This window comes from Planococcus sp. BI3, from assembly GCF_056680115.1.
Genome location: NZ_CM155266.1, coordinates 2,625,607 through 2,650,060 on the forward strand (window position 1 = coordinate 2,625,607; position 24,454 = coordinate 2,650,060).

Genomic DNA, 24,454 nt, shown 5'->3' on the forward strand with positions numbered 1-24,454 from the left:
TGTAAATTATTTGTAAAATTTAAAATCAATTGTTTTCTTTAGCTGTTTTTCCAAATGCTTTTTCTGTTTTTCCACCTGATATTGTTCCGGCTTCCAGTCTTCACGGCATTGAACAGAAAAAATAAGCTTATCGCCTTTCTCTTCCAATTCAATATTTTCTACAATGTCCCGCTTTGTAGCATTCAAACTGTACGCCAGCTTAATAATGGCTCCAAGCAAACTATATTTCGCCAACTCTTCTTTATTGAACCAATCTTCATAAAGATTGACGTTGCGTTTGAACACTTCCTTATTCTTAAATGAAGCCATCAATGCAACAATAACCCGTTCTTTATGCAGCAGCCCATCTATCGTCCGGTTGCCCAATAAATAGAAGGTATGCTGGTGGCTGGATTCGGAATCAATATAGCTCCCTAAATTATAAAGGGCACTGCTCAGCTTGAGGCGCTTATAATCCTGTTCTTCCAGGGACAGCAATCCGGCCTCTTCCAATTTTTTTGAAATCAGCAATGCACTGTTGGTGACATGGAACGCATGGGTCAAATTGATGTCATAATCGATGGCCAGTTCATGAAAACTTTCTTCCACGACATTAGGAAATACCGCTAAATCAAAATCCTTGGTCGTCTCTTCATAAAAAACACCATCTCTCAAGCCTTTTCTGCTGAGTGCAAATTCCTTCGTATCAATCAATTCCATCAAGTAGTGAAACACCTCAACTGCTGGAATGATGATATCCGCCCGGTCCTTCGACAAACCTTCAAGCCGCTGAAGCTCCGAGAACTCCAGGGATTTCAACAAATCATCGATCTCTTCTACATCATTCCTGCTCATCATGTATTGATGGACTCCTGACAATGGATATTCAACATGCTCCTGATGGACCTGAGCCATGTTCCGCGCGCTTCCCCCGATGCCGATCAATGGCAGGCGCTTATCGGCCAGCCATTCCAACTGATTGAATTGCTCTTTCAAAAATAACCGCAACTCGCGCAATTCCCCCTTTGTCGGCGTGTCACCTTCGATAAATTGCTGTTTCAAAGATAATGCTCCGAAAGGAAAACTATAGAAAAAAATCAGCTGGCGATTGTTGAAATACGTAATTTCTGTACTGCCACCCCCAATATCGACCGTGATGCCGCTGGTGAATGGCGTCGAATTGACCACTGCCAGATAACCATAGTTCGCTTCTTCAAATTCGGAAAGGATGCGAATGGTAAAATCCGTCTCTTTCTCTACCGCTGACATAATATCATCCTGATTTTCTGCTTGGCGTACAGCAGCCGTGGCGACGCATTTAATATCCTTCAGCTGATGATGGCGGGTGACTTCCTGGAAACTCTTTAATGTCTTGACGAGTATATCAATGCCGTCCTGTTCCAAAACATTATCCTTGTTCAAATAATTACGGAGACGAGCCACTGCCTTAACGTTCTCACTTTCAGTAAAACGCCCACTCTTATCCCGTGTATAGATGACAAGCCGGATGGTGTTCGACCCGATATCAATAATTGCATACTTTTCCTGATCCATGAAAATCCCCCACATTCTGTTCCATTATAATGATGTTTCAGTATACCCTCTTTATCCGTTACTTATTCTATGGTGCTGTCTGTGGAAGTACCGGCAACTGCTTGGACTCCAGCCGGTGGTCCCCTTGGATCTGCGCATCTGAGGCAAGGTAATTCATCAACTCTTCCACTTTGGCCAACGTCCATTTCTCACCAGCCACCACAAGCGGAATGCCGGGCGGATAAGGAATCACCATCCCAGCCGCAATCCGTCCAATAACCTGGGTATAAGAAACCCATTCGTGATCTGACAAATCGATTTCTTCAAAAGACAACTCAGGCACTGTCACCTCTGAAGTTCTTTTTACTTGAAGCTTCATGTCTTTTCTCGTCTCCCCTTCAAGCATCGCGACCGCCTCTTTCAAGCGGCTGCGGATTTCGGCAAACGGATACGCATGCCATTGCTTCAATAGTGGCAAGATCAACAACACTTGAAAAAGATCCGCCAGTTCAACTTCAACTCCCACTTGCTCCAACATCCGCTTTAGCTGATAACCGCTATGATGATCCACCCTCAGCATAATTTTCAGCGGGTCATCGGATTCCACGACATTCAAATGCGGAATCATCCGCAGGCTGCTGAGAAAACGGTCACGCTTTTCAATGAATGTCCGAATATCGGGCTGTGAATAATTTTGAAGATAAGACCGTGCATCATCCAAAGAGGCCAAGATCAAATAAGACGGACTGCTCGATTGAAACATCTGCAAGTATTTCCGGATTTTTTTAACATCCACGCGTTCACTGCCTACGTGCAGAAACGACCCCATTGTCATCGCCGGCAAAGTCTTATGCGCTGACTGTACCACTACATCTGCACCCAGAGCCAAAGATGACACCGGAAACGGAGAGCCTATCTGGAAATGGGCTCCATGCGCTTCATCCACCAAAACTGCCATCTCATTTTCGTGGCATACAGCAATGATGGCAGCCAGTTCATTGGCTGCCATCCCATAATAATTGGGATAAGTCAGCACTACTGCTTTAGCTTCCGGATATGCCTCTATTGCCGCTTCTATTGCCTTCAGAGACACCGCCGCTGCTGTCATGGATTCCTCATCCCATTTCGGTGAAACGTAAACAGGGCGTACGCGCGCAAGCTCCAATGCATGGAAAATCGACTTATGGGAATTGCGCTGAACTATGACTGCATCCCCTTCTTTACAAGCTGCATGAATCATCGCCAGATTTCCCACAGTCGAACCATTGACCAATAAAAAGCTCCTTTTCGCGCCGTAAGCTTCCGCCAATAGAAGCTGTGCATCTTTAATTGCTTCTTCCGGATAATGAAGATCATCCAAACCCGTGAGTTCCGTCAAATCGTAATGTAGTGCCGACTGAATTTCTTTCGGCAATCCTGACAGAATGCCGTGCTTATGCCCTGGTACATGAAAAGAAATGGGCTGCCTGTTTTGAAATTGTATTAATGCATCCACAATCGGACGTCGTTGCGTCATAAATTTTCATCCTCACATTCATTGATTCCTTCCATTATAGCAACTTCGGCCTAGAGCAGCAGAACTGAACCTGAAAGATCTCGGTGCAAGTTATTCCATTGATTTTTCCACACCAAAAAAGCCGTTACCGGAATCGGTAACGACTTTTTTTCATGTGCCCAGCGACGTCTTACTCTCACAGGGGGAGACCCCCAACTACCATCAGCGCAAAAGAGCTTAACTGCCGTGTTCGGGATGGGAACGGGTGTGGCCTCTTTGCCATCATCACTAGACTATTTGGTTGAGTGCTTGTTCACTCAAAAGAATTATTTGTATAAAAAAGATAAAACAGACCAGCGACGTCCTACTCTCACAGGGGGAGACCCCCAACTACCATCGGCGCAAAAGAGCTTAACTGCCGTGTTCGGGATGGGAACGGGTGTGGCCTCTTTGCCATCATCACTGGACTATTTTTTGCTTGAGCTTGTTCGCTCAAAACTGGATACACGACATTGATTCCATGCAAGAATCCGTACGGTTGTTTGGTTAAGTCCTCGATCGATTAGTATTCGTCAGCTGCACGTGTCGCCACGCTTCCACCTCGAACCTATCTACCTCATCGTCTTTGAGGGATCTTACTTGCTTGCGCAATGGGAAATCTCATCTTGAGGGGGGCTTCGTGCTTAGATGCTTTCAGCACTTATCCCGGCCACACATAGCTACCCAGCGATGCCCTTGGCAGAACAACTGGTACACCAGCGGTGTGTCCATCCCGGTCCTCTCGTACTAAGGACAGCTCCTCTCAAATTTCCTGCGCCCGCGACGGATAGGGACCGAACTGTCTCACGACGTTCTGAACCCAGCTCGCGTACCGCTTTAATGGGCGAACAGCCCAACCCTTGGGACCGACTACAGCCCCAGGATGCGATGAGCCGACATCGAGGTGCCAAACCTCCCCGTCGATGTGGACTCTTGGGGGAGATAAGCCTGTTATCCCCGGGGTAGCTTTTATCCGTTGAGCGATGGCCCTTCCATGCGGAACCACCGGATCACTAAGCCCGTCTTTCGACCCTGCTCGACCTGTACGTCTCGCAGTCAAGCTCCCTTCTGCCTTTACACTCTGCGAATGATTTCCAACCATTCTGAGGGAACCTTTGGGCGCCTCCGTTACTCTTTAGGAGGCGACCGCCCCAGTCAAACTGCCCGCCTGACACTGTCTCCCACCCCGATCAGGGGTGTGGGTTAGAATTTCAATACAACCAGGGTAGTATCCCACTGACGCCTCCCCCGAAGCTGGCGCTCCGGGCTCAAAGGCTCCTACCTATCCTGTACAAGTTGCACCAAAATTCAATATCAGGCTACAGTAAAGCTCCACGGGGTCTTTCCGTCCTGTCGCGGGTAACCTGCATCTTCACAGGTACTATAATTTCACCGAGTCTCTCGTTGAGACAGTGCCCAGATCGTTACGCCTTTCGTGCGGGTCGGAACTTACCCGACAAGGAATTTCGCTACCTTAGGACCGTTATAGTTACGGCCGCCGTTTACTGGGGCTTCAGTTCGCACCTTCGCTTGCGCTAAGCACTCCCCTTAACCTTCCAGCACCGGGCAGGCGTCAGCCCCTATACGTCACCTTACGGTTTTGCAGAGACCTGTGTTTTTGCTAAACAGTCGCCTGGGCCTATTCACTGCGGCTCTCTCGGGCTATACACCCTACCAGAGCACCCCTTCTCCCGAAGTTACGGGGTCATTTTGCCGAGTTCCTTAACGAGAGTTCACTCGCTCACCTTAGAATTCTCTTCTCGCCTACCTGTGTCGGTTTGCGGTACGGGCACCTCCCGCCTCGCTAGAGGCTTTTCTTGGCAGTGTGAAATCAGGGACTCCGAGGCTAGGCCTCTCGCCATCACAGCTCAACGTATCAGGAATGGGATTTGCCTCATTCCACGCCTCACTGCTTGGACGTGCACAACCAACGGCACGCTCTCCTTATCCTTCTGCGTCCCCCCATTGCTCAAACGGCGGGGAGGTGGTACAGGAATATCAACCTGTTGTCCATCGTCTACGCCTATCGGCCTCGACTTAGGTCCCGACTAACCCTGAGCGGACGAGCCTTCCTCAGGAAACCTTGGGCATTCGGTGGACGGGATTCTCACCCGTCTTTCGTTACTCATACCGGCATTCTCACTTCTAAGCGCTCCACCAGTCCTTGCGGTCTGACTTCAACGCCCTTAGAACGCTCTCCTACCACGGACATCTACGATGTCCATCCACAGCTTCGGTAATCCGTTTAGCCCCGGTACATTTTCGGCGCAGTGTCACTCGACCAGTGAGCTATTACGCACTCTTTAAATGATGGCTGCTTCTAAGCCAACATCCTGGTTGTCTAAGCAACGCCACATCCTTTTCCACTTAACGGATATTTGGGGACCTTAGCTGGTGGTCTGGGCTGTTTCCCTCTTGACTACGGATCTTATCACTCGCAGTCTGACTCCCAAGCATAAATCACTGGCATTCGGAGTTTGTCTGAATTCGGTAACCCGGGATGGGCCCCTAGTCCAAACAGTGCTCTACCTCCAGGATTCTCAATCTTGAGGCTAGCCCTAAAGCTATTTCGGAGAGAACCAGCTATCTCCAGGTTCGATTGGAATTTCTCCGCTACCCACACCTCATCCCCGCACTTTTCAACGTGCGTGGGTTCGGGCCTCCAGTAAGTGTTACCTTACCTTCACCCTGGACATGGGTAGATCACCTGGTTTCGGGTCTACAACTGCATACTCTGGCGCCCTATTCAGACTCGCTTTCGCTGCGGCTCCGCCTTCTCAGCTTAACCTTGCATGCAATCGTAACTCGCCGGTTCATTCTACAAAAGGCACGCCATCACCCATTAACGGGCTTTGACTACTTGTAGGCACACGGTTTCAGGATCTATTTCACTCCCCTTCCGGGGTGCTTTTCACCTTTCCCTCACGGTACTGGTTCACTATCGGTCACTAGGAAGTATTTAGCCTTGGGAGATGGTCCTCCCGGATTCCGACGGAATTTCACGTGTTCCGCCGTACTCAGGATCCACTCTGGAGGGGAAGGGTTTTCGGCTACGGGGCTGTTACCCGCTGCGGCGGACCGTTCCAGGTCGCTTCGCCTAATCCTTCCTTTTGTAACTCCGTATAGAGTGTCCTACAACCCCAAGAGGCAAGCCTCTTGGTTTGGGCTGATCCCGTTTCGCTCGCCGCTACTCAGGGAATCGCATTTGCTTTCTCTTCCTCCAGGTACTTAGATGTTTCAGTTCCCTGGGTCTGCCTTCTCATGTGCTATCAATTCACACATGGATACTGCCCGATTAAAGGCAGCGGGTTCCCCCATTCGGAAATCTCCGGATCACAGCTCACTTACAGCTCCCCGAAGCATATCGGTGTTAGTGCCGTCCTTCTTCGGCTCCTAGTGCCAAGGCATCCACCGTGCGCCCTTTCTAACTTAACCAATGGTCAATTAAAAAGTTGTGGCTCGAAAGCCACGCGTACATGAATTGCTTGCATATATGTTTCAATGTCGTTTTATCCAGTTTTCAAAGAACAAGTGTTGAAAGAATCACAAAAAGGCGTTGCCGCCTGAAGGTGAACCTTCAAAACTGAACGCAAAACGTCAACCCCGGGAAACCCGGTTCCGAATTTATCCTTAGAAAGGAGGTGATCCAGCCGCACCTTCCGATACGGCTACCTTGTTACGACTTCACCCCAATCATCCGTCCCACCTTCGGCGGCTGGCTCCACAAGTGGTTACCTCACCGACTTCGGGTGTTACAAACTCTCGTGGTGTGACGGGCGGTGTGTACAAGGCCCGGGAACGTATTCACCGTGGCATGCTGATCCACGATTACTAGCGATTCCGGCTTCATGCAGGCGAGTTGCAGCCTGCAATCCGAACTGAGAACGGTTTTCTGGGATTGGCTCCCCCTCGCGGGTTGGCAGCCCTTTGTACCGTCCATTGTAGCACGTGTGTAGCCCAGGTCATAAGGGGCATGATGATTTGACGTCATCCCCACCTTCCTCCGGTTTGTCACCGGCAGTCACCTTAGAGTGCCCAACTGAATGCTGGCAACTAAGATCAAGGGTTGCGCTCGTTGCGGGACTTAACCCAACATCTCACGACACGAGCTGACGACAACCATGCACCACCTGTCACCGCTGTCCCCGAAGGGAAAGGCGTATCTCTACACCGGGCAGCGGGATGTCAAGACCTGGTAAGGTTCTTCGCGTTGCTTCGAATTAAACCACATGCTCCACCGCTTGTGCGGGCCCCCGTCAATTCCTTTGAGTTTCAGCCTTGCGGCCGTACTCCCCAGGCGGAGTGCTTAATGCGTTAGCTGCAGCACTAAGGGGCGGAAACCCCCTAACACTTAGCACTCATCGTTTACGGCGTGGACTACCAGGGTATCTAATCCTGTTTGCTCCCCACGCTTTCGCGCCTCAGCGTCAGTTACAGACCAGAAAGTCGCCTTCGCCACTGGTGTTCCTCCACATCTCTACGCATTTCACCGCTACACATGGAATTCCACTTTCCTCTTCTGCACTCAAGTCCTCCAGTTTCCAATGACCCTCCACGGTTGAGCCGTGGGCTTTCACATCAGACTTAAAGGACCGCCTGCGCGCGCTTTACGCCCAATAATTCCGGACAACGCTTGCCACCTACGTATTACCGCGGCTGCTGGCACGTAGTTAGCCGTGGCTTTCTGGTGAGGTACCGTCAAAATGCCAGTAGTTAGTTGGCACGTGTTCTTCCCTCACAACAGAGTTTTACGATCCGAAAACCTTCGTCACTCACGCGGCGTTGCTCCGTCAGACTTTCGTCCATTGCGGAAGATTCCCTACTGCTGCCTCCCGTAGGAGTCTGGGCCGTGTCTCAGTCCCAGTGTGGCCGATCACCCTCTCAGGTCGGCTACGCATCGTCGCCTTGGTGGGCCATTACCCCACCAACTAGCTAATGCGCCGCGGGCCCATCCTGCAGTGACAGCCGAAACCGTCTTTCCGTGCAGCCTCAGGAGAGGCCGCAAACTATTCGGTATTAGCACCGGTTTCCCGGAGTTATCCCGATCTGCAGGGCAGGTTGCCCACGTGTTACTCACCCGTCCGCCGCTGAACCAAATGGAGCAAGCTCCAATGGTTCCGCTCGACTTGCATGTATTAGGCACGCCGCCAGCGTTCGTCCTGAGCCAGGATCAAACTCTCCATTATAGAGAACATTTGACTGCTCTTTGACTTGCTGGCGTACCGTGGTCGTTAGACGCACGGTTCGCTTTGATCTGCATAAGCTGATCAGTAGGTTTGCGCGGGCCGTTTTGCGCGGCCGTTGCTGTTTGTTGACGTTTTGCTGTTCAGTTTTCAAGGTTCAAGTTGTTTGCGTTGTTTAAGTTGTTTGCGTCGTTCTTTACGACTCCTATGATACTAAAGCATATTCGCCAGACTGTCAACACTTTTGGTAAATAAAATTATATTCATAAAACATTCCTTATGGAATTCTCTTTTCATTATATAGAAGGAGTTTGAAAAAGGAACTAAGAAAAACCGCTCTGTAAAGCCATTTCACTTTACTCCCTTTTCCTTTCCCGTCCTTCTTCTTTTCTCTACTGATCTATATTACCCTCTAGACTATTATATGCAAAACATAATAAATCAGAATATTTACCATTTTCCTAGAAGCATACAGCCTATTTCCATTCTGCTTCTATTTAAGCTCGCGACGGCCTTCCAGCGCTTTCGATAAAGTCACTTCGTCCGCATACTCCAGATCGCCACCTACCGGAAGCCCATGGGCAATCCTTGTAGTTTTGATTCCTGAAGGCCTTACGAGGCGGGAAATATACATCGCCGTCGCTTCTCCTTCGATAGTCGGATTGGTCGCCAGGATCAGTTCCTCGACCTCTTCGTCCTGAAGGCGCTTCAATAGCGACGGAACGTTGATGTCTTCTGGGCCAACGCCATCCATTGGAGAAATGGCTCCCTGCAGGACGTGGTACAAGCCTTTGTAATCGCGCATCTTCTCCATGGCAATGACGTCTTTCGGATCCTGGACCACACAGATCGTCGTCCGGTCGCGCTGTTGGTCCTGACAAATATGACAAGGATCCACATCGGTGATATGGCCGCATACTGAACAGAAACTTAAATTTCGTTTTGCATCCACCAACGCTTTAGCAAAATCAAGCACTGTATCTTCCTTCATGCCAAGCACAAAAAATGCCAGCCGGGCCGCTGTTTTCGGCCCGATTCCTGGCAATTTCATAAAACTCTCCATTAATTTCGAAATGGGTTCTGGATAATGCATCTGGTTTACCTCCTAGAACATGCCCGGGAGATTTAGGCCCTTCGTGAATTTCCCCATTGTGGAATTCGCATGTTCATCCGCTTTTTTGAACGCTTCGTTTGTAGCTACAATCAAAAGATCCTGCAGCATTTCAACGTCTTCTGGATCTACTACAGTAGGATCCAATACAACATCCAACACTTCTTTATGGCCGGATACAGTAACTTTAACCATACCGCCGCCAGCTGTTCCCTCGAACTTCAATGTTCCTAGCTCTTCTTGGGCAACCGCCATCTCTTTTTGCATTTTTTGCATCTGCTTCATCATGCCTTGCATATTTCCTCCACCGCGCATAATTAGTTCCTCCTTAGAATTTTCATTTTAATCGTCATGAACCTCGACAAAGTCTTTTCCGAAAAGACGCTCGGCTTCTGAGACGACCGGATCTTCTTCCGCTACAGCCCCTTCACCCGAAAACGGATTTTCTTCTTCAGTCTCTGACTGTTTTTCTTCAGTGCCTGCCTTCGATCCGCTCTTTTTGATAAACTCTTCACGGATTTTCAGCCAACTGGCGTCCGGTACAAAAACCGGCGTATAAGCTTTGCCTGCATACTGCTCCAATAATTGGCTGAAGGTTGCAGCAAACGTCTGGTTTTCAGAAGCCATCTGGCAATGAATATCATACTTGAATTTTAACACAAATGCATCCGCCGATGCCGCTACTGGCTCTGCATCATTCAATAAAGCCGAATGCGACCGCTGCAATTGGCTCATCACTGTCGCCCAATTGGTTTTGATGGCTTGAATGTCCACCTTGGTCGCGTTTTTCAAGACGTCCTGTATGCGTCCCGTCGGTATTTTAAAGGCACTCTGCGCACGCTGGCGTTTTTTCTGTTCAGCAGGCACCGCTGCCGCACCGTTGCCTGCACCGTTTTTCACCTGTTGCTGCAATTCACGCACCAAATTTTCCAGTTGGATAACTTTCGCTTCGAGCTCAGGCGATACGGCAGAAGCTGTACTTTGGACCGGTACATCTGCCTGTGCCATCTTCAGCAAAGCCGTTTCCATGTATATTTTTGTATGGTTGGAAAACCGCATTTCCTGCTGGGTTTTAGATAAAATATCAATCCACGTGTAAAGCGTGGCCGGCTCGAATCGATTGGCCAATTCTTCAAAGCGCGGTTCATGCGTCGCCAACTCCAACATATCGTGAAGGTCAGGCGCCGTTTGGATCAACAGCAGATCCCGGAAGAAGGTAATGAAATCCTCAACCAGCCGGACAGGATCTTTGCCATCCCGCACCAATTGTTCCAGCAGCGTCAATGACTGCCCGATGTCTTTGGCAAGCAGTGCTTCCGCAATGCCATAGAACATATCCTGGCTGATTGACCCCGTGACAAGCAAGGCATCTTCGACGGTCATTTCATCGCCGCTGAAGGATACGACCTGATCCAATAGGCTGAGTGCATCACGCATACCGCCCGCTGCAGCCTGCGCAATTATTTTGAGTACCTGTTCGTTGTAAGGAATCTGTGCATCGGTCAACACTTCCACCATCCGCGACACAATATCCACTTGCGTATGTGATTTAAAATCAAATCGCTGGCAGCGTGAAATGATCGTCAGTGGCAGTTTATGCGGCTCTGTTGTCGCCAAAATGAAGACCACATGTTCCGGCGGCTCTTCCAATGTTTTCAACAGCGCATTGAAGGCACTGTTTGACAGCATATGCACTTCATCAATGATGTAGATTTTAAAGCGTGAGTTCGCCGGTGAAAACCGGACTTTTTCAATAATCTCCCGCATCTCTTCTACTCGTGAGTTGGAAGCTGCATCAAATTCTATGACATCAGTGTTGGATCCTTCGTTGATGCTCTTGCAGGAAGCACATTCATTGCAAGGTTCTGCTGTGGGAGCCTCCACGCAATTCAATGCTTTGGCAAATATCTTAGCCGCACTGGTCTTTCCTGTCCCTCTCGGCCCTGAGAACAAATAAGCATGTGTTGTCTTATTGTGAAGGAGAGCGTTTTGAAGGGTTTGTTTGACATGCATCTGACCTGTCATCTCTGAAAAGGACTGGGGTCTGTAAACACGGTAAAAAGCTTGATACGCCAACTTGTTCTCTCCTTTTAACTAATCTGTTTTTCGTCCTGTTATTATATCATAAAAGACGGATCCTTCTGAATGATTTCCCCGATCCCCGCGTGACGATTCCGCGAATAGAACAATAAAAAACCTGTCCGCTGCAAGAGCGGACAGGTTTGAATTTACATATTATTGCCGTGCACCTTTCTTCGACTGCTGTACATAAGCGTTACCCTTGTCGCTGGCTCGATCTAGGCGATCCCGCGGCACATGGAATGTTCCACTTAATGCTGCTTCCTTCCGGACCTGACATGGTTCATGGGATTCCATTGCGCAGGACCCAGATGTCAACACTACGTGCAAGAGGCAGACCTTACATACAAACAGCCTCAGAAAGGAATTCAGTCCTGCTAAAGCGGATTGCAGGTTACAGGACACCGCTATCTTCCCACCTAGCACGGCATTTACTAGTATACGATATTAATCGCCAAAAAATCAATCAGTAACCTTCTTAAACGACAATTTCTTTTTGATCAAGCAGTTTTTGGGGCTATATAAGTTGAACTAAAGAAACCGCTTTTACACAGCGTTTCGGCCGCTGTAGGTAGACAATGGACGATTGCGCCGGCGCTAAGAGATATTATGAATTTGAAGCGAACCTGTGTTTTCCCGCTTTATCCATAAAAAAGTTCGAGTAGATCAGCGAAGACCCTCAAGGGAATAGCGCAGCAATGCAGGAGCATCGGGTTTTTGGAATACCAAAGGGTGAAGATCATTAGTTCAATTTATAATAGTTGGTTTTCATCATTTTTTAAAAAAAAAAGCGAAAAACTGTTGACAGCCATTATTCATCCGTGATAAATTAGTTCATGTCCAATACGGAGGAATACCCAAGTTTGGCTGAAGGGATCGGTCTTGAAAACCGACAGGGGAGTCAAATCCCGCGGGGGTTCGAATCCCTCTTCCTCCTCCATTTTTTAAATTTACACGTGCATATAAATCTGAGATTGGATCTGTTACGCAAGTAATGAATTCTTCTTAACAATTGTATGTCCGATTATTTCGATATAGATTACCGGAAGGCTCTGGCCTTCCGGTTTTTTCATGCCTTTTTCTATATTTCCCGGGAAATAATAAAGAAACCCTTGAGCAGCGCTGCTCAAGGGTTTCTTTATTTGCGTAGAATGGACGTTTGCTGCATGAATCCACCAATGCGTTCCACGATCTGCTCAGAACAATCCGGGTCGTTCATCAAGTCATAATCATTGATGTTCAAACGCAATACCGGACAGCCGTTAAAGGAATTGATCCAGCTTTCATAGCGCTGGTGCATTTCCAGCCAGTAATCTACTGGTGTTTGCTGCTCCATTGCCCGCCCGCGTTCCTGAATGCGGGACAGGATGTCATCAATCGAACCTTCGAGGTAAATCAATAAATCCGGGTGCGGGAAATAAGGGGTCATAACCATCGCTTCAAACAGATTGGTATAAGTTTCGTAATCCACGTTATTCATCGTGCCTTTATCCCAATGCATTTTCGCAAAGATGCCGGTATCTTCGTAAATCGAACGGTCCTGGATAAATCCGCCGCCGTACTCGAACATCCGCTTCTGTTCTTTAAAGCGTTCAGCCAGGAAGTAGATCTGCAAATGGAAGCTCCATTTCTCAAAATCATCATAAAACAGGTCCAGATACGGATTGGTATCGACGTTTTCAAACGATGTGCGGAACTGCAAGGCATCCGCCAACGCTTTTGTCATCGTAGATTTCCCCACACCCACTGTGCCGGCTATTGTAATTACCGCATTCTGTGGAATGCCGTATTTTTCTCGTAAATTCATAGGGTCAAACTCCTCTTTTGTAAAGTTCCATCCACCTTGTCCAGGATCAGCTGAAGATCGCCGCCATTTTGGACAAAATCGATTTCATCACCATTAAAACGCAGCACAGGGATTTCCGGATGCTCGCGCTCAAAGCGTTCGATGAACTCGTGGTAATCCGCTGCCAATTGCTCCATGTATTCCGGTGTGATCATTTGCTCGAATTCACGGCCGCGCAATTTGATGCGCTTCATCAATGTATCCAGGCTGGCATGCAGATAAATGACCATATTCGGTTTCGGCATATCCACCGTCAGGATTTTGTAGATAGCTTCATATTTAGCGTACTCGGCTTCCGGTAATGTACGCTTCGCAAAGATGAGATTTTTAAAAATATGATAATCCGCTACCACTGGTTCCTGCTTTGAAATGAACTTTTTCTGAATATCTGCCAATTGCTTGTAGCGGTTGCACAAGAAGAACATCTCTGTCTGGAAGCTCCACTCTTCTATATCTTCGTAGAATTTATTTAAAAACGGATTTTCGTCAACAATCTCTTTTAACAGCTGAAATTGATTTTGATTGGCGAGCGCTTTGGTCAGCGAGGTCTTGCCTACACCAATCGGACCTTCTACCGTAATGAATGGCACCGGCATGCGAAGTCCTCCTTTTTCGATTCAAGTAAATTGCAATGCCATTTATTTTAACACACAGCTCTGGTTAAAAGTAGAGCGAAAAATCGACAGTTTGATCAATGGATCGGTGCTTTAAACGTACCGCCATGGACTTCCTGGGTAGCCATAATGGTCAAAAAGGCTTTGGAATCAATATCTGACACAATCTGCTTAAGCTTAGTGATTTCCAGACGGGTGACTACGACATAAATGACATCTTTCGGTGAGTTGAGGTAGCCCCCTTTGCCGTGAAGTTTTGTGAAGCTGCGGCCCAGGCGGTCGTTGATGGCCGAACCGATTTCTTCATATTCTTCCGAAACGATCAGCACTGCCTTGGTGTCATCCAAGCCTTGAATGACCACGTCAATGGTTTTGGAAGCGATATAATAGGTCAATATCGAATACATCGCCTGTTCCATTCCCAGCACAAACGCAGCCCAACCGAAGATGAAGACATTGAAGAACATGACAAATTCGCCAACCGAAAACGGCAGTTTCTTTGTCAATAAAATCCCAAGGATCTCCGTCCCATCAAGTGCTCCCCCATTACGGATGACAATTCCGACGCCCGCTCCGAGAAGCAGGCCGCCAAATACAGTAGCGAGAAGCGGATCTTCCACAAACGGTTCAATCTGATGCATTGGAATTTCGATCAACGCCAACGCGACGATGGCAAAAATAGATGAGATAAAAAAATTGCGGCCGATATGCTTATAGCCAAAATATAGAAACGGCAAATTTATAACCACCAGCAAGATACCAAACGGAATCACCGTTAAATAGTCCAATATCAATGAAATCCCGATAATCCCGCCGTCAATAATCGAATTGGGGACCAGGAATAATTCGATGGCAGCTGCTGCCATCGTGGCGCCAATGAAAATAAAGATAAAGCGTACCGTAAAATGCAGCGGTTTTTCCTTTTTATGCTGTTTCATCCTCGAATCACTCCCTGCTTTCTCATTTCTCCAGTTTACGCTTTCCAATGATTTTTGTCTGTATGGATTTTTCCGCTCTTTTTACAGGTCCGAAAATGCTACACTAGAAACAAGGAGCGATGCATCATGAACGGAATGGAAAAAGATCATTTTTATATGGGCTTAGCAATTGAAGAAGCGGAAAAAGCGGGAGCCAAAGGAGAAGTGCCGATCGGCGCCGTAATCGTCCATCAAGATCAAGTGATAGCGCGCGCCCATAACCTGCGGGAAACGACACAAAATGCCGTCACACACGCCGAGCTTTTGGCTATTCAGGAAGCCTGCCAACATCTGGGCAGCTGGCGGCTGGAAGACACCAAGATTTACGTTACGTTAGAGCCTTGTCCGATGTGCGCAGGGGCCATCCTGCAATCCCGGATTCCTCATGTCGTCTACGGCGCACGGGATGCCAAAGCTGGCAGTGTGGATTCCTTGTATCGCCTGCTGAACGACGACCGCTTTAACCATCAATGCCAGGTAACCGAAAATGTCCTCGCCGAGGAATGCGGACAGTTGCTGACACAGTTTTTCCGGAATCTTCGGGAAGTCAAAAAACAAAAGCGAAAAACCCAGTTATAGGGTTTTTCGCTTTTTATTCGCTGATAAACTGATCGATCAGCCGGTTGACGATTTCCGGCTGTTCATGCTGGATCCAATGAGTCGCTTCACCTACAAATGCCAAATTGACTTCTTCGCAAAAAGACATGCTTTCTTTTGCCAGCATAGGGGACAGGAACTGGTCACCCACGCCCCAGATGATCCTGACTGGCACCTTGATTTTGGTCTCAGGGATTTGCCTGAAGCTGCCGCGGCGGATTGCCCGGTACCAATTGAGCATCGCTGTCAGCGCATCGGATTGGGACCATGCCGTTTTGTATTGCTCGATCTCCTGCTTCGAAAACGTATTCGGATTGCTGGATTGCTGGATGCTTTGCTGCATTGCTTTGAACTCTCCCATACCGAGAGCCTTTTCGGGCAGATTGGGCAACTGGAAAAATGCGATATAGGAACTCTTCATCCACTGCAGCGGATTCTTTTTGAGTACCCGGGGCATGGCTTGGGGATGCGGAATGTTCAGGACAATCAGCTTTTCCACGTATTCCGGGCGGGTGGCCGCCAGATGCCAGGCAACTGCACCGCCCCAGTCATGCCCAATGACAATGGCCGTTTCTTTCTGGAAATGCTTGATGATGCCAATCACATCATCCCTTAAGTAATCGACTGTGTAATTATCGATTCCTTTCGGTTTGTCGCTTAAATTATAACCGCGCTGGTCAGGCGCCACTACCCGGTAGCCTTTTTCCGCGAGCGGCTGAATTTGATTTTTCCAGCCAAACCAAAATTCCGGAAAGCCATGCAGCAAGACGACCAAAGGTCCATCCGCAGGTCCGGCCACCGCAACATGAAGATTGATGCCGTTCGTCTCTATAAATTGAAAGCTCAGGTTTTCCATCAACTAATTCCCTCCACTCTTTCTCTTTATCTACTCCTTACCCTTTTCTCCAAATAAAAAGCTCAAAAGCAAATTTGCTTTTGAGCCTTTTTATTATTTGATTACCGTTTTGCCGCCCATATAAGGCTGCAGCACTTCCGGAATTGTGATGGATCCGTCTTCCTGCTGGCAGTTTTCAAGCAAAGCGGCGACTGTTCGGCCGATCGCCAGTCCGCTGCCGTTCAAGGTATGGACGAATTCCGGTTTGCCGGTTGCTTCCCGGCGGAATTTAATATTTGCGCGTCTTGCCTGGAAATCTTCAAAATTACTGCATGAAGAAATTTCCCGGTATGTCTCCTGGCTTGGAATCCACACTTCGATGTCGTATTTCTTGGCCGCTGTAAAGCCAAGGTCTGCTGTGCACATCTTCAGCACGCGGTATGGCAATCCTAAAAGCTGAAGGACTTTCTCAGCATGGCCCGTCAGTTTCTCCAGCTCATCATAAGAATCCTCTGGCTTCACAAAGCGCACCAGCTCGACTTTATTGAATTGATGCTGTCTGATCAACCCGCGTGTGTCGCGACCCGCAGAACCCGCTTCAGAGCGGAAATTCGCGCTGTACGAAGCGAAGGCCTGTGGCATCATATCCGCTGTCAGAATTTCGTCGCGGTAGAAGTTGGTCACCGGCACTTCAGAGGTCGGAATCAAGAAATAATCCTCTTTTTCGATCAGGAAGGCATCTTCTTCGAATTTCGGCAATTGGCCAGTACCCGTCAAGCTTTCGCGGTTGACCAGATACGGCGGCAGCATTTCTTCATAGCCATGCTCTTCCTGGTGAAGGTCCATCATGAAGTTGATCAATGCGCGCTCCAGGCGTGCACCAAGCCCGCGGTAAAAGACAAAACGGCTTCCTGTCACTTTGGCTGCACGTTCAAAATCGATGATCTTCAAATCGGTGCCCAGATCCCAATGCGCCTTTACGTCAAATCCGAATTGCGGCTTGTCGCCCCACGTGCGGATTTCTTCGTTGTCGTCTTCAGAATCGCCGAACGGAACGCTGTCATGCGGAATATTGGGTACACGCATCATGATATAATTCAGGCTTTCCTCCACTTTCCGCAATTCTTCATCAATGGCTTTGATCTTGTCGCCGACTTCACGCATTTTCGCAATAGCATCGTCCGCATTTTCTTTCGCCCGTTTCATAGCGGCGATGTTTTGGGAAGCCTCGTTGCGCTCCGCCTTCAAAGTTTCGGTCTGCGCAATCAATTCTCGCCGTTTTACATCCAATCCTTCAAAATCATCCAGCACAGAAATATCTTCTCCGCGTTTGGCCAATTTGGTTTTTACCTCTTCAAAATTCGCACGTACAAAACGAATATCCAACATAATGTTTCCTCCTCAAAATTTATAATCACATAAAAAAAGACAACAAAAATAGCCCCCATCCCTTGGTAAAGGGACGAGAGCTACCCGCGTTGCCACCCTGATTGATCGGCATAAGGCCAATCCTCTTCATCACATAACGGCATTAAAACCGGCAATGGCTTTTTTCGCCATGCAACTCCGGGGTGGATTCAAACGCGTTTTTCACCGGTTCGCACCAACCACCGGCTCTCTTTGGAAAAACACTCGCTTTACTACTTCCCATCAACGTTTCGTCTTTTAAATTAATCATACTTTACTATATATTGATTAATTTGGCAAGAGAAGGTCTGACTTGCTTGGAATCATACTTAAAAAATACTCCGTGATGCGATGGTCTTCGGTCAATTCCGGATGGAACGAACAGCCCAGAAACTGACCATTTTTCGCCATGACGATTTTCCCATCATGGACACATAACACTTCAGTGGACGATCCGGCACGGACAATATGCGGCGCGCGGATAAAGACCGCTTCAAAAGCTCCCGAAATGCCTTTAATTTCAAGCGGCGCTTCAAAACTGTCCACTTGCCGGCCGAATGAATTCCGTTCAACGGCCACGTCCATGACGCCGAGATGCGCTTCCTTGGAGCCGACTACGGTTTTAGCCAGTAGAATCAACCCCGCACACGTGCCGAACATCGGCTTACCGGTTTCAGCAAAATCCCGAAGCGGCTCCATTAATCCGTAGCGATCGATCAAGCGGCGCATGGCCGTACTTTCACCCCCCGGCAAAATCAAGGCATCCAGCGATTCAAGATCTTTTGGCCATTTTACAGAAACCGCTTCTGCTCCGCAAGCTTCGATCGACTGAAGATGCTCCCGAACCGCTCCCTGCAAAGCGAGGACTCCGACTCGTTTCATCTCTACCAGCCCCGCTCCTGCATGCGTTCGCCCGCAGCAATTGTTGAGATCTCAATGCCTTTCATGGCGATGCCCAAGTCTTTTGACAGCTCTGCAATCAATTTATAATCCTGGTAATGGGTAGTCGCCTCGACAATCGCACGCGCAAACCGTTCGGGATTATCCGATTTGAAGATACCGGATCCAACGAATACGCCGTCTGCGCCGAGTTCCATCATCAATGCCGCATCCGCCGGTGTCGCAACTCCGCCAGCTGCAAAATTGACCACCGGCAAACGGCCCAAGCTTTTCACTTCTTTCAGGAATTCGTAGGAAGCACCTAAGTTACGGGCTTCTGTCATCAATTCATCTTCACTCATGGCGATTACTTTCCGTACTTCCGCGTTCACCTGGCGCAAATGGCGGACGGCTTCGACAATATTGCCGGTACCCGGTTCGCCTTTCGTACGCAGCATGGAAGCTCCTTCACCAATTCGGCGTGCCGCTTCGCCCAGATTCCGGCAGCCGCAGACAAATGGCACTGTGTATTGGTTTTTCAATAAATGAAACTCTTCATCTGCAGGCGTCAATACTTCACTTTCATCGATATAATCGACACCCATCGCTTCCAGGATGCGCGCTTCCACAATATGGCCAATGCGGGCTTTTGCCATGACCGGAATCGATACGGCTTTCATCACTTCTTCTGTAATACGTGGATCTGCCATGCGCGCCACTCCACCATCTCTGCGAATATCGGACGGCACACGCTCGAGCGCCATAACGGCGGTGGCACCTGCAGCTTCAGCAATGCGCGCCTGCTCCGCATTGACCACATCCATAATCACTCCGCCTTTTTGCATTTCGGCCATTCCTCTTTTTACGCGATCTGTTCCATGTTGGCTCATTTACTAATTCCCCCTATTTGTTGATAAATTCAGTATAATAGAGTTTGACCATATAAAAAGACTCAGTTCTATTCATTTCAATAAGGTCAGTTGGAGGAAACCAAATGGACATGCTCATGTTTCAGCTTCAAAAACAGTCACCGATTCCGCTATACAAGCAACTTTACCGGGAAATAAAAAAAGCCATTATTGATGGCACCATACATGTCGATACCAAATTGCCAAGCAAACGGAAATTAGCGGATTTTCTGCAAATCAGTCAAACAACTGTCGAACTTGCCTACTCTCAGCTTGTAGCAGAAGGGTTTATTGAATCGCGTCCCCGCAAAGGATTTTACGCACAACCGGTCGAAGAACTCGCTTATTTGGATATTCCCCACGACGAGCCGGTCATCAAAGAAGCCACGTCCTACAAAGTGGATTTCAACTCTGGCAGCATCGATACCCACTCGTTTCCATTTGTCACCTGGCGCAAACTCGCGCGCGACATCCTGGATGAATCCAACCATGAATTGTTATTGTCCGGACACCCTCAAGGAGACGATGCCCTGCGCCAGGAAATTGCCCGTTATCTGTATCAATCCCGAGGGGTAGTCTGTGATGCGGACCAGATCGTCATCGGTTCCGGGACCGAACAGCTTCTGCCGCTGCTGATTCGCCTGCTGGATAAAAAACTGGTCTATGGCTATGAGAATCCCGGCTATGCACTGACCCACAGTATTTTCAGCCATCATGAACGGCAGTCGATTCCTATTGAGTTGGATCCCGACGGCATCAATATCAGTGAATTGGAAGCTTCTAATGTCGATGTCGCGTATGTGACACCTTCTCACCAGTTCCCCTCTGGTTCTGTTCTGAGTGCCACCAAACGGGCGCAATTGCTCAACTGGGCTTCAGCCAAACCGGAACGCTATATTATTGAAGATGATTACGACAGTGAATTTCGTTACACCAGCCGGCCGATTCCTGCTTTGCAAAGCATGGATCTGAGTGATCGGGTCATCTACATCAGCACTTTTTCAAAATCACTTATGCCTTCCCTGCGCATTGCCTATATGGTCTTGCCTAAACGTCTGCTGCCGGCGTATCAGCAAACCTTTCTTCATTATTCTTCATCCGTGCCAAGACACGATCAGCAGCTGGTCGCCAAATTCATGAAAGAGGGCCATTTCGCACGCCATCTCAATCGGATGCGAAAGCTGTATCAGAAGAAAATCAAACAACTGAGCTCGTCTCTGGCTTTATTCGCACCAATAGTCACGGTTTCCGGTGAACAGGCAGGGATGCACATCGTTCTCACCATCCAAACCCCATTGACCGAAGAAGAGCTGGTGGAACGCGCTAAAACAGCCGGAATCCGTGTCACTGGCCTGAAGTCTTACGACGTCCATAAAAGAGCCGGTACACACCCTGAAATCGTTCTTGGATTCGGTGGCCTGTCGGAAGAAGAAATCCACTCCGGCATTCTTGACTTGATGGCCTGCTGGGAAATTCGCTAGAAAAAGCCGTTCATCATTTTCAGATGAACGGCTTTTTTCATTAAAATAAACCTTTTACAAAACTGCCGGCATCATTCCATAAAGAAGACAGGAATCCTCCAGCATTGCGCATCGATAAAGACACCCAGCCAGCGCGCTCTACAGCTTTGGTGGTTGCCACTTCAACCTCTTTTGCGTTGCCGCTCAAATAGCCGTATTCCGTGCCATCAGCTTTTGTCAGATTGAGCGTTCCTACCGTTAAATCCTTGTCTATCCCTGCTTCCAGCTTGCCATCCTGGACGACCGAATCATCCAGCAGCAATTCCGGCTGATACAATTCCTTGTCAGCGGTCCGGATCATCATGCTCACCGGCTCTTTGACTGCAATCGCCACTTCCTGTTCCACACCGTTCTCAACAGCCAAGGTTTCCTGTCCTTCAAACTGATACCCGGCAGGAATAATTTCCTCTGTCGTGAACTGGCCAAAACCGTAATCAAACAACGTGCGCGTCGCTTCAAAACGGGCTTTGTAAGAACCGGATCCTTTGTTGTCCACCGCACCCATGACTACCGCGATAAAACGGGTATCATCACGCTTAGCGGTGCCTGCAAACGAATAGCCCGCAAAATCCGTGCTGCCGGTTTTCAATCCATCCATACCTTCGTACTCATAAATCAAACCAGGCAGCATGGAATTCCAATTTTCCATCCGCGTTTCATCCACCGTTCCTTCACGGAACATCATCACGGGAATTTTTGTCGTTTCCAGCACTTCCGGATAATCATCCAACAAAATCTTCGTCAGCTTCGCAACTGAACGTGCCGGCATGATGTTTTCATCTTTTTCTTTAGTTCCTTCCGGATGCATTCCCATCAAGCTTGAATTGCTGAGCCCTGTTGAATTGACGAAAACCGTCTCTTCCAAGCCCATTTCTTTGGCTTTTTCATTCATCATGCGGACAAATTCACTTTCCGTACCTGCAATCGTCTCAGCTATACCGATGGTTGCTGCATTAGCAGAGAAAATAGCCATCGCCTCATACATTTCTTTAATGGTATAAGTGCCATCTTTACGAAACGGCACATTGCTCAAACGCATGTCCTGAGAAATCTGATGGGCATAATCCGTTACTTGGTATTCCTGACCCCACGTAACCCCACCTTCTTCAATTGCTTCAAACAATAAATATTCCGTCATCATCTTCGTCATACTGGCAACCCCTAAAGGCGTCTCGGCATTTTTTTCATAGAGAATTTTACCGCTTTCAGCATCCACCAAAATAGCAGCTTCCGCCATTATATTTAATGATTCTTCCGCTTGTGCCTGCTGCGGAACAATTACAGTTAACGTCATTGCGGCCATTAGCGCTGTCAGTAAGCCTTTAGTAAATATATTTTTCACTTGTTTAAATACCTCCGTTTATAAGATTCCAAATGCTATTTTATCATATTCTTTGTACCCAAGAATAAAAACATGAAAAAAGCACCTTTTCCATCATTCAAATGATGGAAAAGGTGCTTATTGATATCCTTCTTTAAACAAGAGATCTGCTTAAAGAAGTTTATTCTTAAATGGAATAGTTAGGAGACTCTTTCGTGATTTGGACATCATGCGGATGGCTTTCGCGCAAACCGGCACCTGTCATACGGATAAACTGTGCTTCATCACGCAATGTCTGCAAATCTTTAGTTCCGCAATAGCCCATTCCTGCACGGATACCGCCAAGTAATTGGTGGATCGTATCAGAAAGCTGTCCTTTATATGGCATGCGGCCTTCGATGCCTTCGGGAACCAATTTTTTCGCATCATCCTGGAAATAACGGTCTTTTGATCCTTTTTCCATAGAAGCGATTGATCCCATGCCACGGTATGTTTTGAATTGGCGGCCTTGGAAGATTTCAGTGTCTCCTGGGCTTTCAGTCGTTCCTGCCAGCAAACTACCTAACATAACTGCATGTCCGCCTGCTGCCAATGCTTTGATGATATCCCCAGAATACTTGATTCCGCCATCAGCGATAATCGCTTTGCCAAGCTTGCGTGCTTCTGTTGCGCAATCATAAACAGCCGTAATTTGAGGAACACCAACGCCTGCAACAACGCGAGTCGTACAGATTGAGCCTGGTCCGATTCCGACTTTGACTACATCAGCACCGGCCTCGATCAATGCTTTGGTTCCTGTAGCCGTTGCCACATTCCCTGCGATAATCGTCAATTCCGGATACTCAGTGCGAATCTGTCTAACCATGCCTAAAACGCCTTCTGAATGGCCATGAGCCGTGTCCAATACAATCACATCAACAGATGCCTTGACCAAATGCTCAACACGTTTCATTGTATCGGAAGTGACGCCTACAGCGGCACCGACCAGCAAACGTCCATGCTGATCTTTTGCAGCATTCGGGAACTCAATCACTTTTTCGATATCTTTGATGGTAATTAGCCCTTTTAGAAGGCCTTTATCGTCAACGATCGGCAACTTTTCAATTTTGTACTGCTGCAGAATCTTCTCAGCATCTTCTAAAGTAGTTCCTACTGGAGCAGTGACTAACTTCTCTTTTGTCATAACGTCATTGATTTTCAAAGAATAGTCCTGGATAAAGCGTAGATCGCGATTCGTAATAATCCCGACAAGTGTAAGATCATCTTCTTTTTTGACAATCGGCACACCGGAAATGCGGTATTTGCCCATCAAATGCTCAGCATCATAAACTTGGTGTTCGGGAGTTAAATAGAAAGGATCCGTAATAACGCCATTCTCAGAACGTTTTACAGTCACTACCTGTTCAGCCTGTTCCTCAATGCTCATGTTTTTGTGAATGATTCCTAAACCGCCTTGGCGAGCCATAGCTATAGCCATCTTAGCTTCCGTTACTGTATCCATCCCTGCACTGATCACCGGAATTTTCAACTTAAGAGTTGGTGTTAATTCCACCGTCAAATCAATATCCTTCGGTAAAACTTCCGAATGAGCTGGTACAAGCAATACATCATCAAACGTTAAGCCTTCTTTAACAAATTTCGATTCCCACATAAGTAGACGCGCCTCCTGCTTCCTTTTAAATATTATTGTTAAGGTTATCAGCGCGGATATGGTGTGTCAAGAAACTGATAAAAGAAAAATTATTCCGAATAATTAATTATGGTTAATTAAAGGCATTTAAACTCTTAGAAGAGACATTTTGTCAGCTGAATTCAGAGATTCCCTTTTGTTTTAAGTAATATTTACTCATGTCTATTGAAGACTTACATGAGAATTTTATAGATTCTTTCTTTTATCCAAACAAAAAAGCCGTTACCGGAATCGGTAACGACTTTCTTTCATATAGCCCAGCGACGTCCTACTCTCACAGGGGGAGACCCCCAACTACCATCGGCGCAAAAGAGCTTAACTGCCGTGTTCGGGATGGGAACGGGTGTGGCCTCTTTGCCATCATCACTGGACTATTTTTTGCTTGAGCTTGTTCGCTCAAAACTGGATACACGACATTGATTCCATGCAAGAATCCGTACT

The 24,454-nt window shown here is 47.8% G+C and carries 16 protein-coding genes, 1 tRNA gene, 5 rRNA genes, 1 other RNA gene and 1 other annotated feature; of the genes, 3 read left to right on the forward strand and 20 right to left on the reverse strand.

Features of this window, described 5'->3' with window-relative positions:
* Positions 1–6: 6 nt before the first annotated feature.
* From ppx to ffs, 10 genes are all read right to left on the reverse strand, one after another.
* Complete coding sequence (ppx, locus tag AC1MEO_RS13285; protein ID WP_480331125.1) at positions 7–1,533, reverse strand: exopolyphosphatase; 1,527 nt, start codon at positions 1,531–1,533, stop codon at positions 7–9.
* A 67-nt stretch (positions 1,534–1,600) separates the two neighbouring features.
* A complete protein-coding gene (locus tag AC1MEO_RS13290) occupies positions 1,601–3,028 on the reverse strand; it encodes an aminotransferase class I/II-fold pyridoxal phosphate-dependent enzyme (RefSeq protein ID WP_480331127.1) in 1,428 nt (475 codons plus the stop codon).
* A 156-nt stretch (positions 3,029–3,184) separates the two neighbouring features.
* Positions 3,185–3,300, reverse strand: a 5S ribosomal RNA gene (rrf, locus tag AC1MEO_RS13295).
* Between the two features lie 58 nt (positions 3,301–3,358).
* Positions 3,359–3,474, reverse strand: a 5S ribosomal RNA gene (rrf, locus tag AC1MEO_RS13300).
* Between the two features lie 75 nt (positions 3,475–3,549).
* A 23S ribosomal RNA gene (locus tag AC1MEO_RS13305) occupies positions 3,550–6,481 on the reverse strand.
* A 199-nt stretch (positions 6,482–6,680) separates the two neighbouring features.
* A 16S ribosomal RNA gene (locus AC1MEO_RS13310) occupies positions 6,681–8,232 on the reverse strand.
* Together the 16S, 23S and 5S rRNA genes form the textbook arrangement of a ribosomal RNA operon.
* Before the next feature lie 490 nt (positions 8,233–8,722).
* Complete coding sequence (gene recR, locus AC1MEO_RS13315; RefSeq protein WP_480331129.1) at positions 8,723–9,322, reverse strand: recombination mediator RecR; 600 nt, start codon at positions 9,320–9,322, stop codon at positions 8,723–8,725.
* Between the two features lie 12 nt (positions 9,323–9,334).
* Positions 9,335–9,655, reverse strand: a complete 321-nt coding sequence (locus AC1MEO_RS13320) for a YbaB/EbfC family nucleoid-associated protein (RefSeq protein WP_480331132.1) — start codon at positions 9,653–9,655, stop codon at positions 9,335–9,337.
* A 27-nt stretch (positions 9,656–9,682) separates the two neighbouring features.
* Positions 9,683–11,416 carry a DNA polymerase III subunit gamma/tau gene (gene dnaX, locus AC1MEO_RS13325; RefSeq protein ID WP_480331134.1) on the reverse strand — a complete coding sequence of 578 codons (1,734 nt, stop codon included), beginning with the start codon at positions 11,414–11,416 and terminating at the stop codon, positions 9,683–9,685.
* 165 nt (positions 11,417–11,581) lie between these two features.
* Positions 11,582–11,847, reverse strand: an RNA gene (ffs, locus tag AC1MEO_RS13330) — signal recognition particle sRNA large type.
* Between the two features lie 419 nt (positions 11,848–12,266).
* Here ffs and AC1MEO_RS13335 point away from each other — a divergent pair.
* Positions 12,267–12,359: transfer RNA gene (locus tag AC1MEO_RS13335), tRNA-Ser, on the forward strand.
* 198 nt (positions 12,360–12,557) lie between these two features.
* Here AC1MEO_RS13335 and AC1MEO_RS13340 read toward each other — a convergent pair.
* From AC1MEO_RS13340 to AC1MEO_RS13350, 3 genes are all read right to left on the reverse strand, one after another.
* The gene (locus AC1MEO_RS13340; protein ID WP_480331136.1) at positions 12,558–13,226 is read right to left on the reverse strand and encodes a deoxynucleoside kinase; all 669 of its coding nucleotides are present in this window, start codon (positions 13,224–13,226) and stop codon (positions 12,558–12,560) included.
* Positions 13,223–13,861 (reverse strand): deoxynucleoside kinase, encoded by a 639-nt coding sequence (locus tag AC1MEO_RS13345; protein ID WP_480331138.1) that lies wholly within the window; start codon positions 13,859–13,861, stop codon positions 13,223–13,225. Before AC1MEO_RS13345 ends, AC1MEO_RS13340 begins: the two co-directional genes overlap by 4 nt.
* A 95-nt stretch (positions 13,862–13,956) precedes the next feature.
* The gene (locus tag AC1MEO_RS13350) at positions 13,957–14,817 is read right to left on the reverse strand and encodes a YitT family protein (RefSeq protein WP_480331140.1); all 861 of its coding nucleotides are present in this window, start codon (positions 14,815–14,817) and stop codon (positions 13,957–13,959) included.
* A gap of 126 nt (positions 14,818–14,943) precedes the next feature.
* Between AC1MEO_RS13350 and tadA the strand changes: the two genes are divergently transcribed.
* Positions 14,944–15,435 (forward strand): tRNA adenosine(34) deaminase TadA, encoded by a 492-nt coding sequence (tadA, locus tag AC1MEO_RS13355; RefSeq protein WP_480331142.1) that lies wholly within the window; start codon positions 14,944–14,946, stop codon positions 15,433–15,435.
* A 13-nt stretch (positions 15,436–15,448) separates the two neighbouring features.
* Here the strand turns inward: tadA and AC1MEO_RS13360 are convergent, their stop codons facing one another.
* From AC1MEO_RS13360 to pdxS, 4 genes are all read right to left on the reverse strand, one after another.
* Positions 15,449–16,309 (reverse strand): alpha/beta fold hydrolase, encoded by an 861-nt coding sequence (locus AC1MEO_RS13360; protein ID WP_480336097.1) that lies wholly within the window; start codon positions 16,307–16,309, stop codon positions 15,449–15,451.
* Positions 16,310–16,402: 93 nt separating this feature from the next.
* Positions 16,403–17,677, reverse strand: coding sequence for a serine--tRNA ligase (gene serS / locus AC1MEO_RS13365; protein ID WP_480331144.1), 1,275 nt, complete (start codon positions 17,675–17,677; stop codon positions 16,403–16,405).
* A gap of 66 nt (positions 17,678–17,743) precedes the next feature.
* Positions 17,744–17,951: a binding site (T-box leader), on the reverse strand.
* Between the two features lie 32 nt (positions 17,952–17,983).
* On the reverse strand, positions 17,984–18,577 hold the full coding sequence (gene pdxT, locus AC1MEO_RS13370; RefSeq protein WP_480331146.1) for a pyridoxal 5'-phosphate synthase glutaminase subunit PdxT: 594 nt from the start codon (positions 18,575–18,577) through the stop codon (positions 17,984–17,986).
* Between the two features lie 2 nt (positions 18,578–18,579).
* Entirely contained in the window at positions 18,580–19,464 is an 885-nt protein-coding gene (pdxS, locus tag AC1MEO_RS13375) for a pyridoxal 5'-phosphate synthase lyase subunit PdxS (RefSeq protein WP_223643588.1), read from the reverse strand.
* 104 nt (positions 19,465–19,568) lie between these two features.
* Here pdxS and pdxR point away from each other — a divergent pair, with 104 nt between their 5' ends.
* Entirely contained in the window at positions 19,569–20,963 is a 1,395-nt protein-coding gene (pdxR, locus tag AC1MEO_RS13380; protein ID WP_480331148.1) for a MocR-like pyridoxine biosynthesis transcription factor PdxR, read from the forward strand.
* A 40-nt stretch (positions 20,964–21,003) separates the two neighbouring features.
* On the opposite strand, the gene AC1MEO_RS13385 is transcribed toward pdxR, so the two are convergent.
* The 3 genes from AC1MEO_RS13385 to rrf (AC1MEO_RS13395) all read right to left on the reverse strand — a co-directional run bounded on the left by AC1MEO_RS13385 (position 21,004) and on the right by rrf (AC1MEO_RS13395) (position 24,384).
* On the reverse strand, positions 21,004–22,344 hold the full coding sequence (locus tag AC1MEO_RS13385; protein ID WP_480331150.1) for a serine hydrolase: 1,341 nt from the start codon (positions 22,342–22,344) through the stop codon (positions 21,004–21,006).
* A 166-nt stretch (positions 22,345–22,510) separates the two neighbouring features.
* The gene (gene guaB, locus AC1MEO_RS13390; protein WP_480331152.1) at positions 22,511–23,974 is read right to left on the reverse strand and encodes an IMP dehydrogenase; all 1,464 of its coding nucleotides are present in this window, start codon (positions 23,972–23,974) and stop codon (positions 22,511–22,513) included.
* Between the two features lie 294 nt (positions 23,975–24,268).
* Positions 24,269–24,384: ribosomal RNA gene (rrf, locus tag AC1MEO_RS13395) — 5S ribosomal RNA — on the reverse strand.
* Between the last annotated feature and the right edge of the window lie 70 nt (positions 24,385–24,454).

Excerpts from the sequence above, each read along its gene's own strand:
- AC1MEO_RS13290 (WP_480331127.1), bottom strand. The coding sequence starts at position 3,028 with ATGACGCAACGACGTCCGATTGTGGATGCATTAATACAATTTCAAAAC.
- AC1MEO_RS13320 (WP_480331132.1), bottom strand. The coding sequence starts at position 9,655 with ATGCGCGGTGGAGGAAATATGCAAGGCATGATGAAGCAGATGCAAAAA.
- AC1MEO_RS13360 (WP_480336097.1), bottom strand. The coding sequence starts at position 16,309 with ATGGAAAACCTGAGCTTTCAATTTATAGAGACGAACGGCATCAATCTT.
- pdxS (WP_223643588.1), bottom strand. The coding sequence starts at position 19,464 with ATGAGCCAACATGGAACAGATCGCGTAAAAAGAGGAATGGCCGAAATG.
- pdxT (WP_480331146.1), bottom strand. The coding sequence starts at position 18,577 with ATGAAACGAGTCGGAGTCCTCGCTTTGCAGGGAGCGGTTCGGGAGCAT.
- tadA (WP_480331142.1), top strand. The coding sequence starts at position 14,944 with ATGAACGGAATGGAAAAAGATCATTTTTATATGGGCTTAGCAATTGAA.
- AC1MEO_RS13345 (WP_480331138.1), bottom strand. The coding sequence starts at position 13,861 with ATGCCGGTGCCATTCATTACGGTAGAAGGTCCGATTGGTGTAGGCAAG.
- AC1MEO_RS13350 (WP_480331140.1), bottom strand. The coding sequence starts at position 14,817 with ATGAAACAGCATAAAAAGGAAAAACCGCTGCATTTTACGGTACGCTTT.
- serS (WP_480331144.1), bottom strand. The coding sequence starts at position 17,677 with ATGTTGGATATTCGTTTTGTACGTGCGAATTTTGAAGAGGTAAAAACC.
- ppx (WP_480331125.1), bottom strand. The coding sequence starts at position 1,533 with ATGGATCAGGAAAAGTATGCAATTATTGATATCGGGTCGAACACCATC.
- recR (WP_480331129.1), bottom strand. The coding sequence starts at position 9,322 with ATGCATTATCCAGAACCCATTTCGAAATTAATGGAGAGTTTTATGAAA.
- pdxR (WP_480331148.1), top strand. The coding sequence starts at position 19,569 with ATGGACATGCTCATGTTTCAGCTTCAAAAACAGTCACCGATTCCGCTA.
- guaB (WP_480331152.1), bottom strand. The coding sequence starts at position 23,974 with ATGTGGGAATCGAAATTTGTTAAAGAAGGCTTAACGTTTGATGATGTA.
- AC1MEO_RS13340 (WP_480331136.1), bottom strand. The coding sequence starts at position 13,226 with ATGAATTTACGAGAAAAATACGGCATTCCACAGAATGCGGTAATTACA.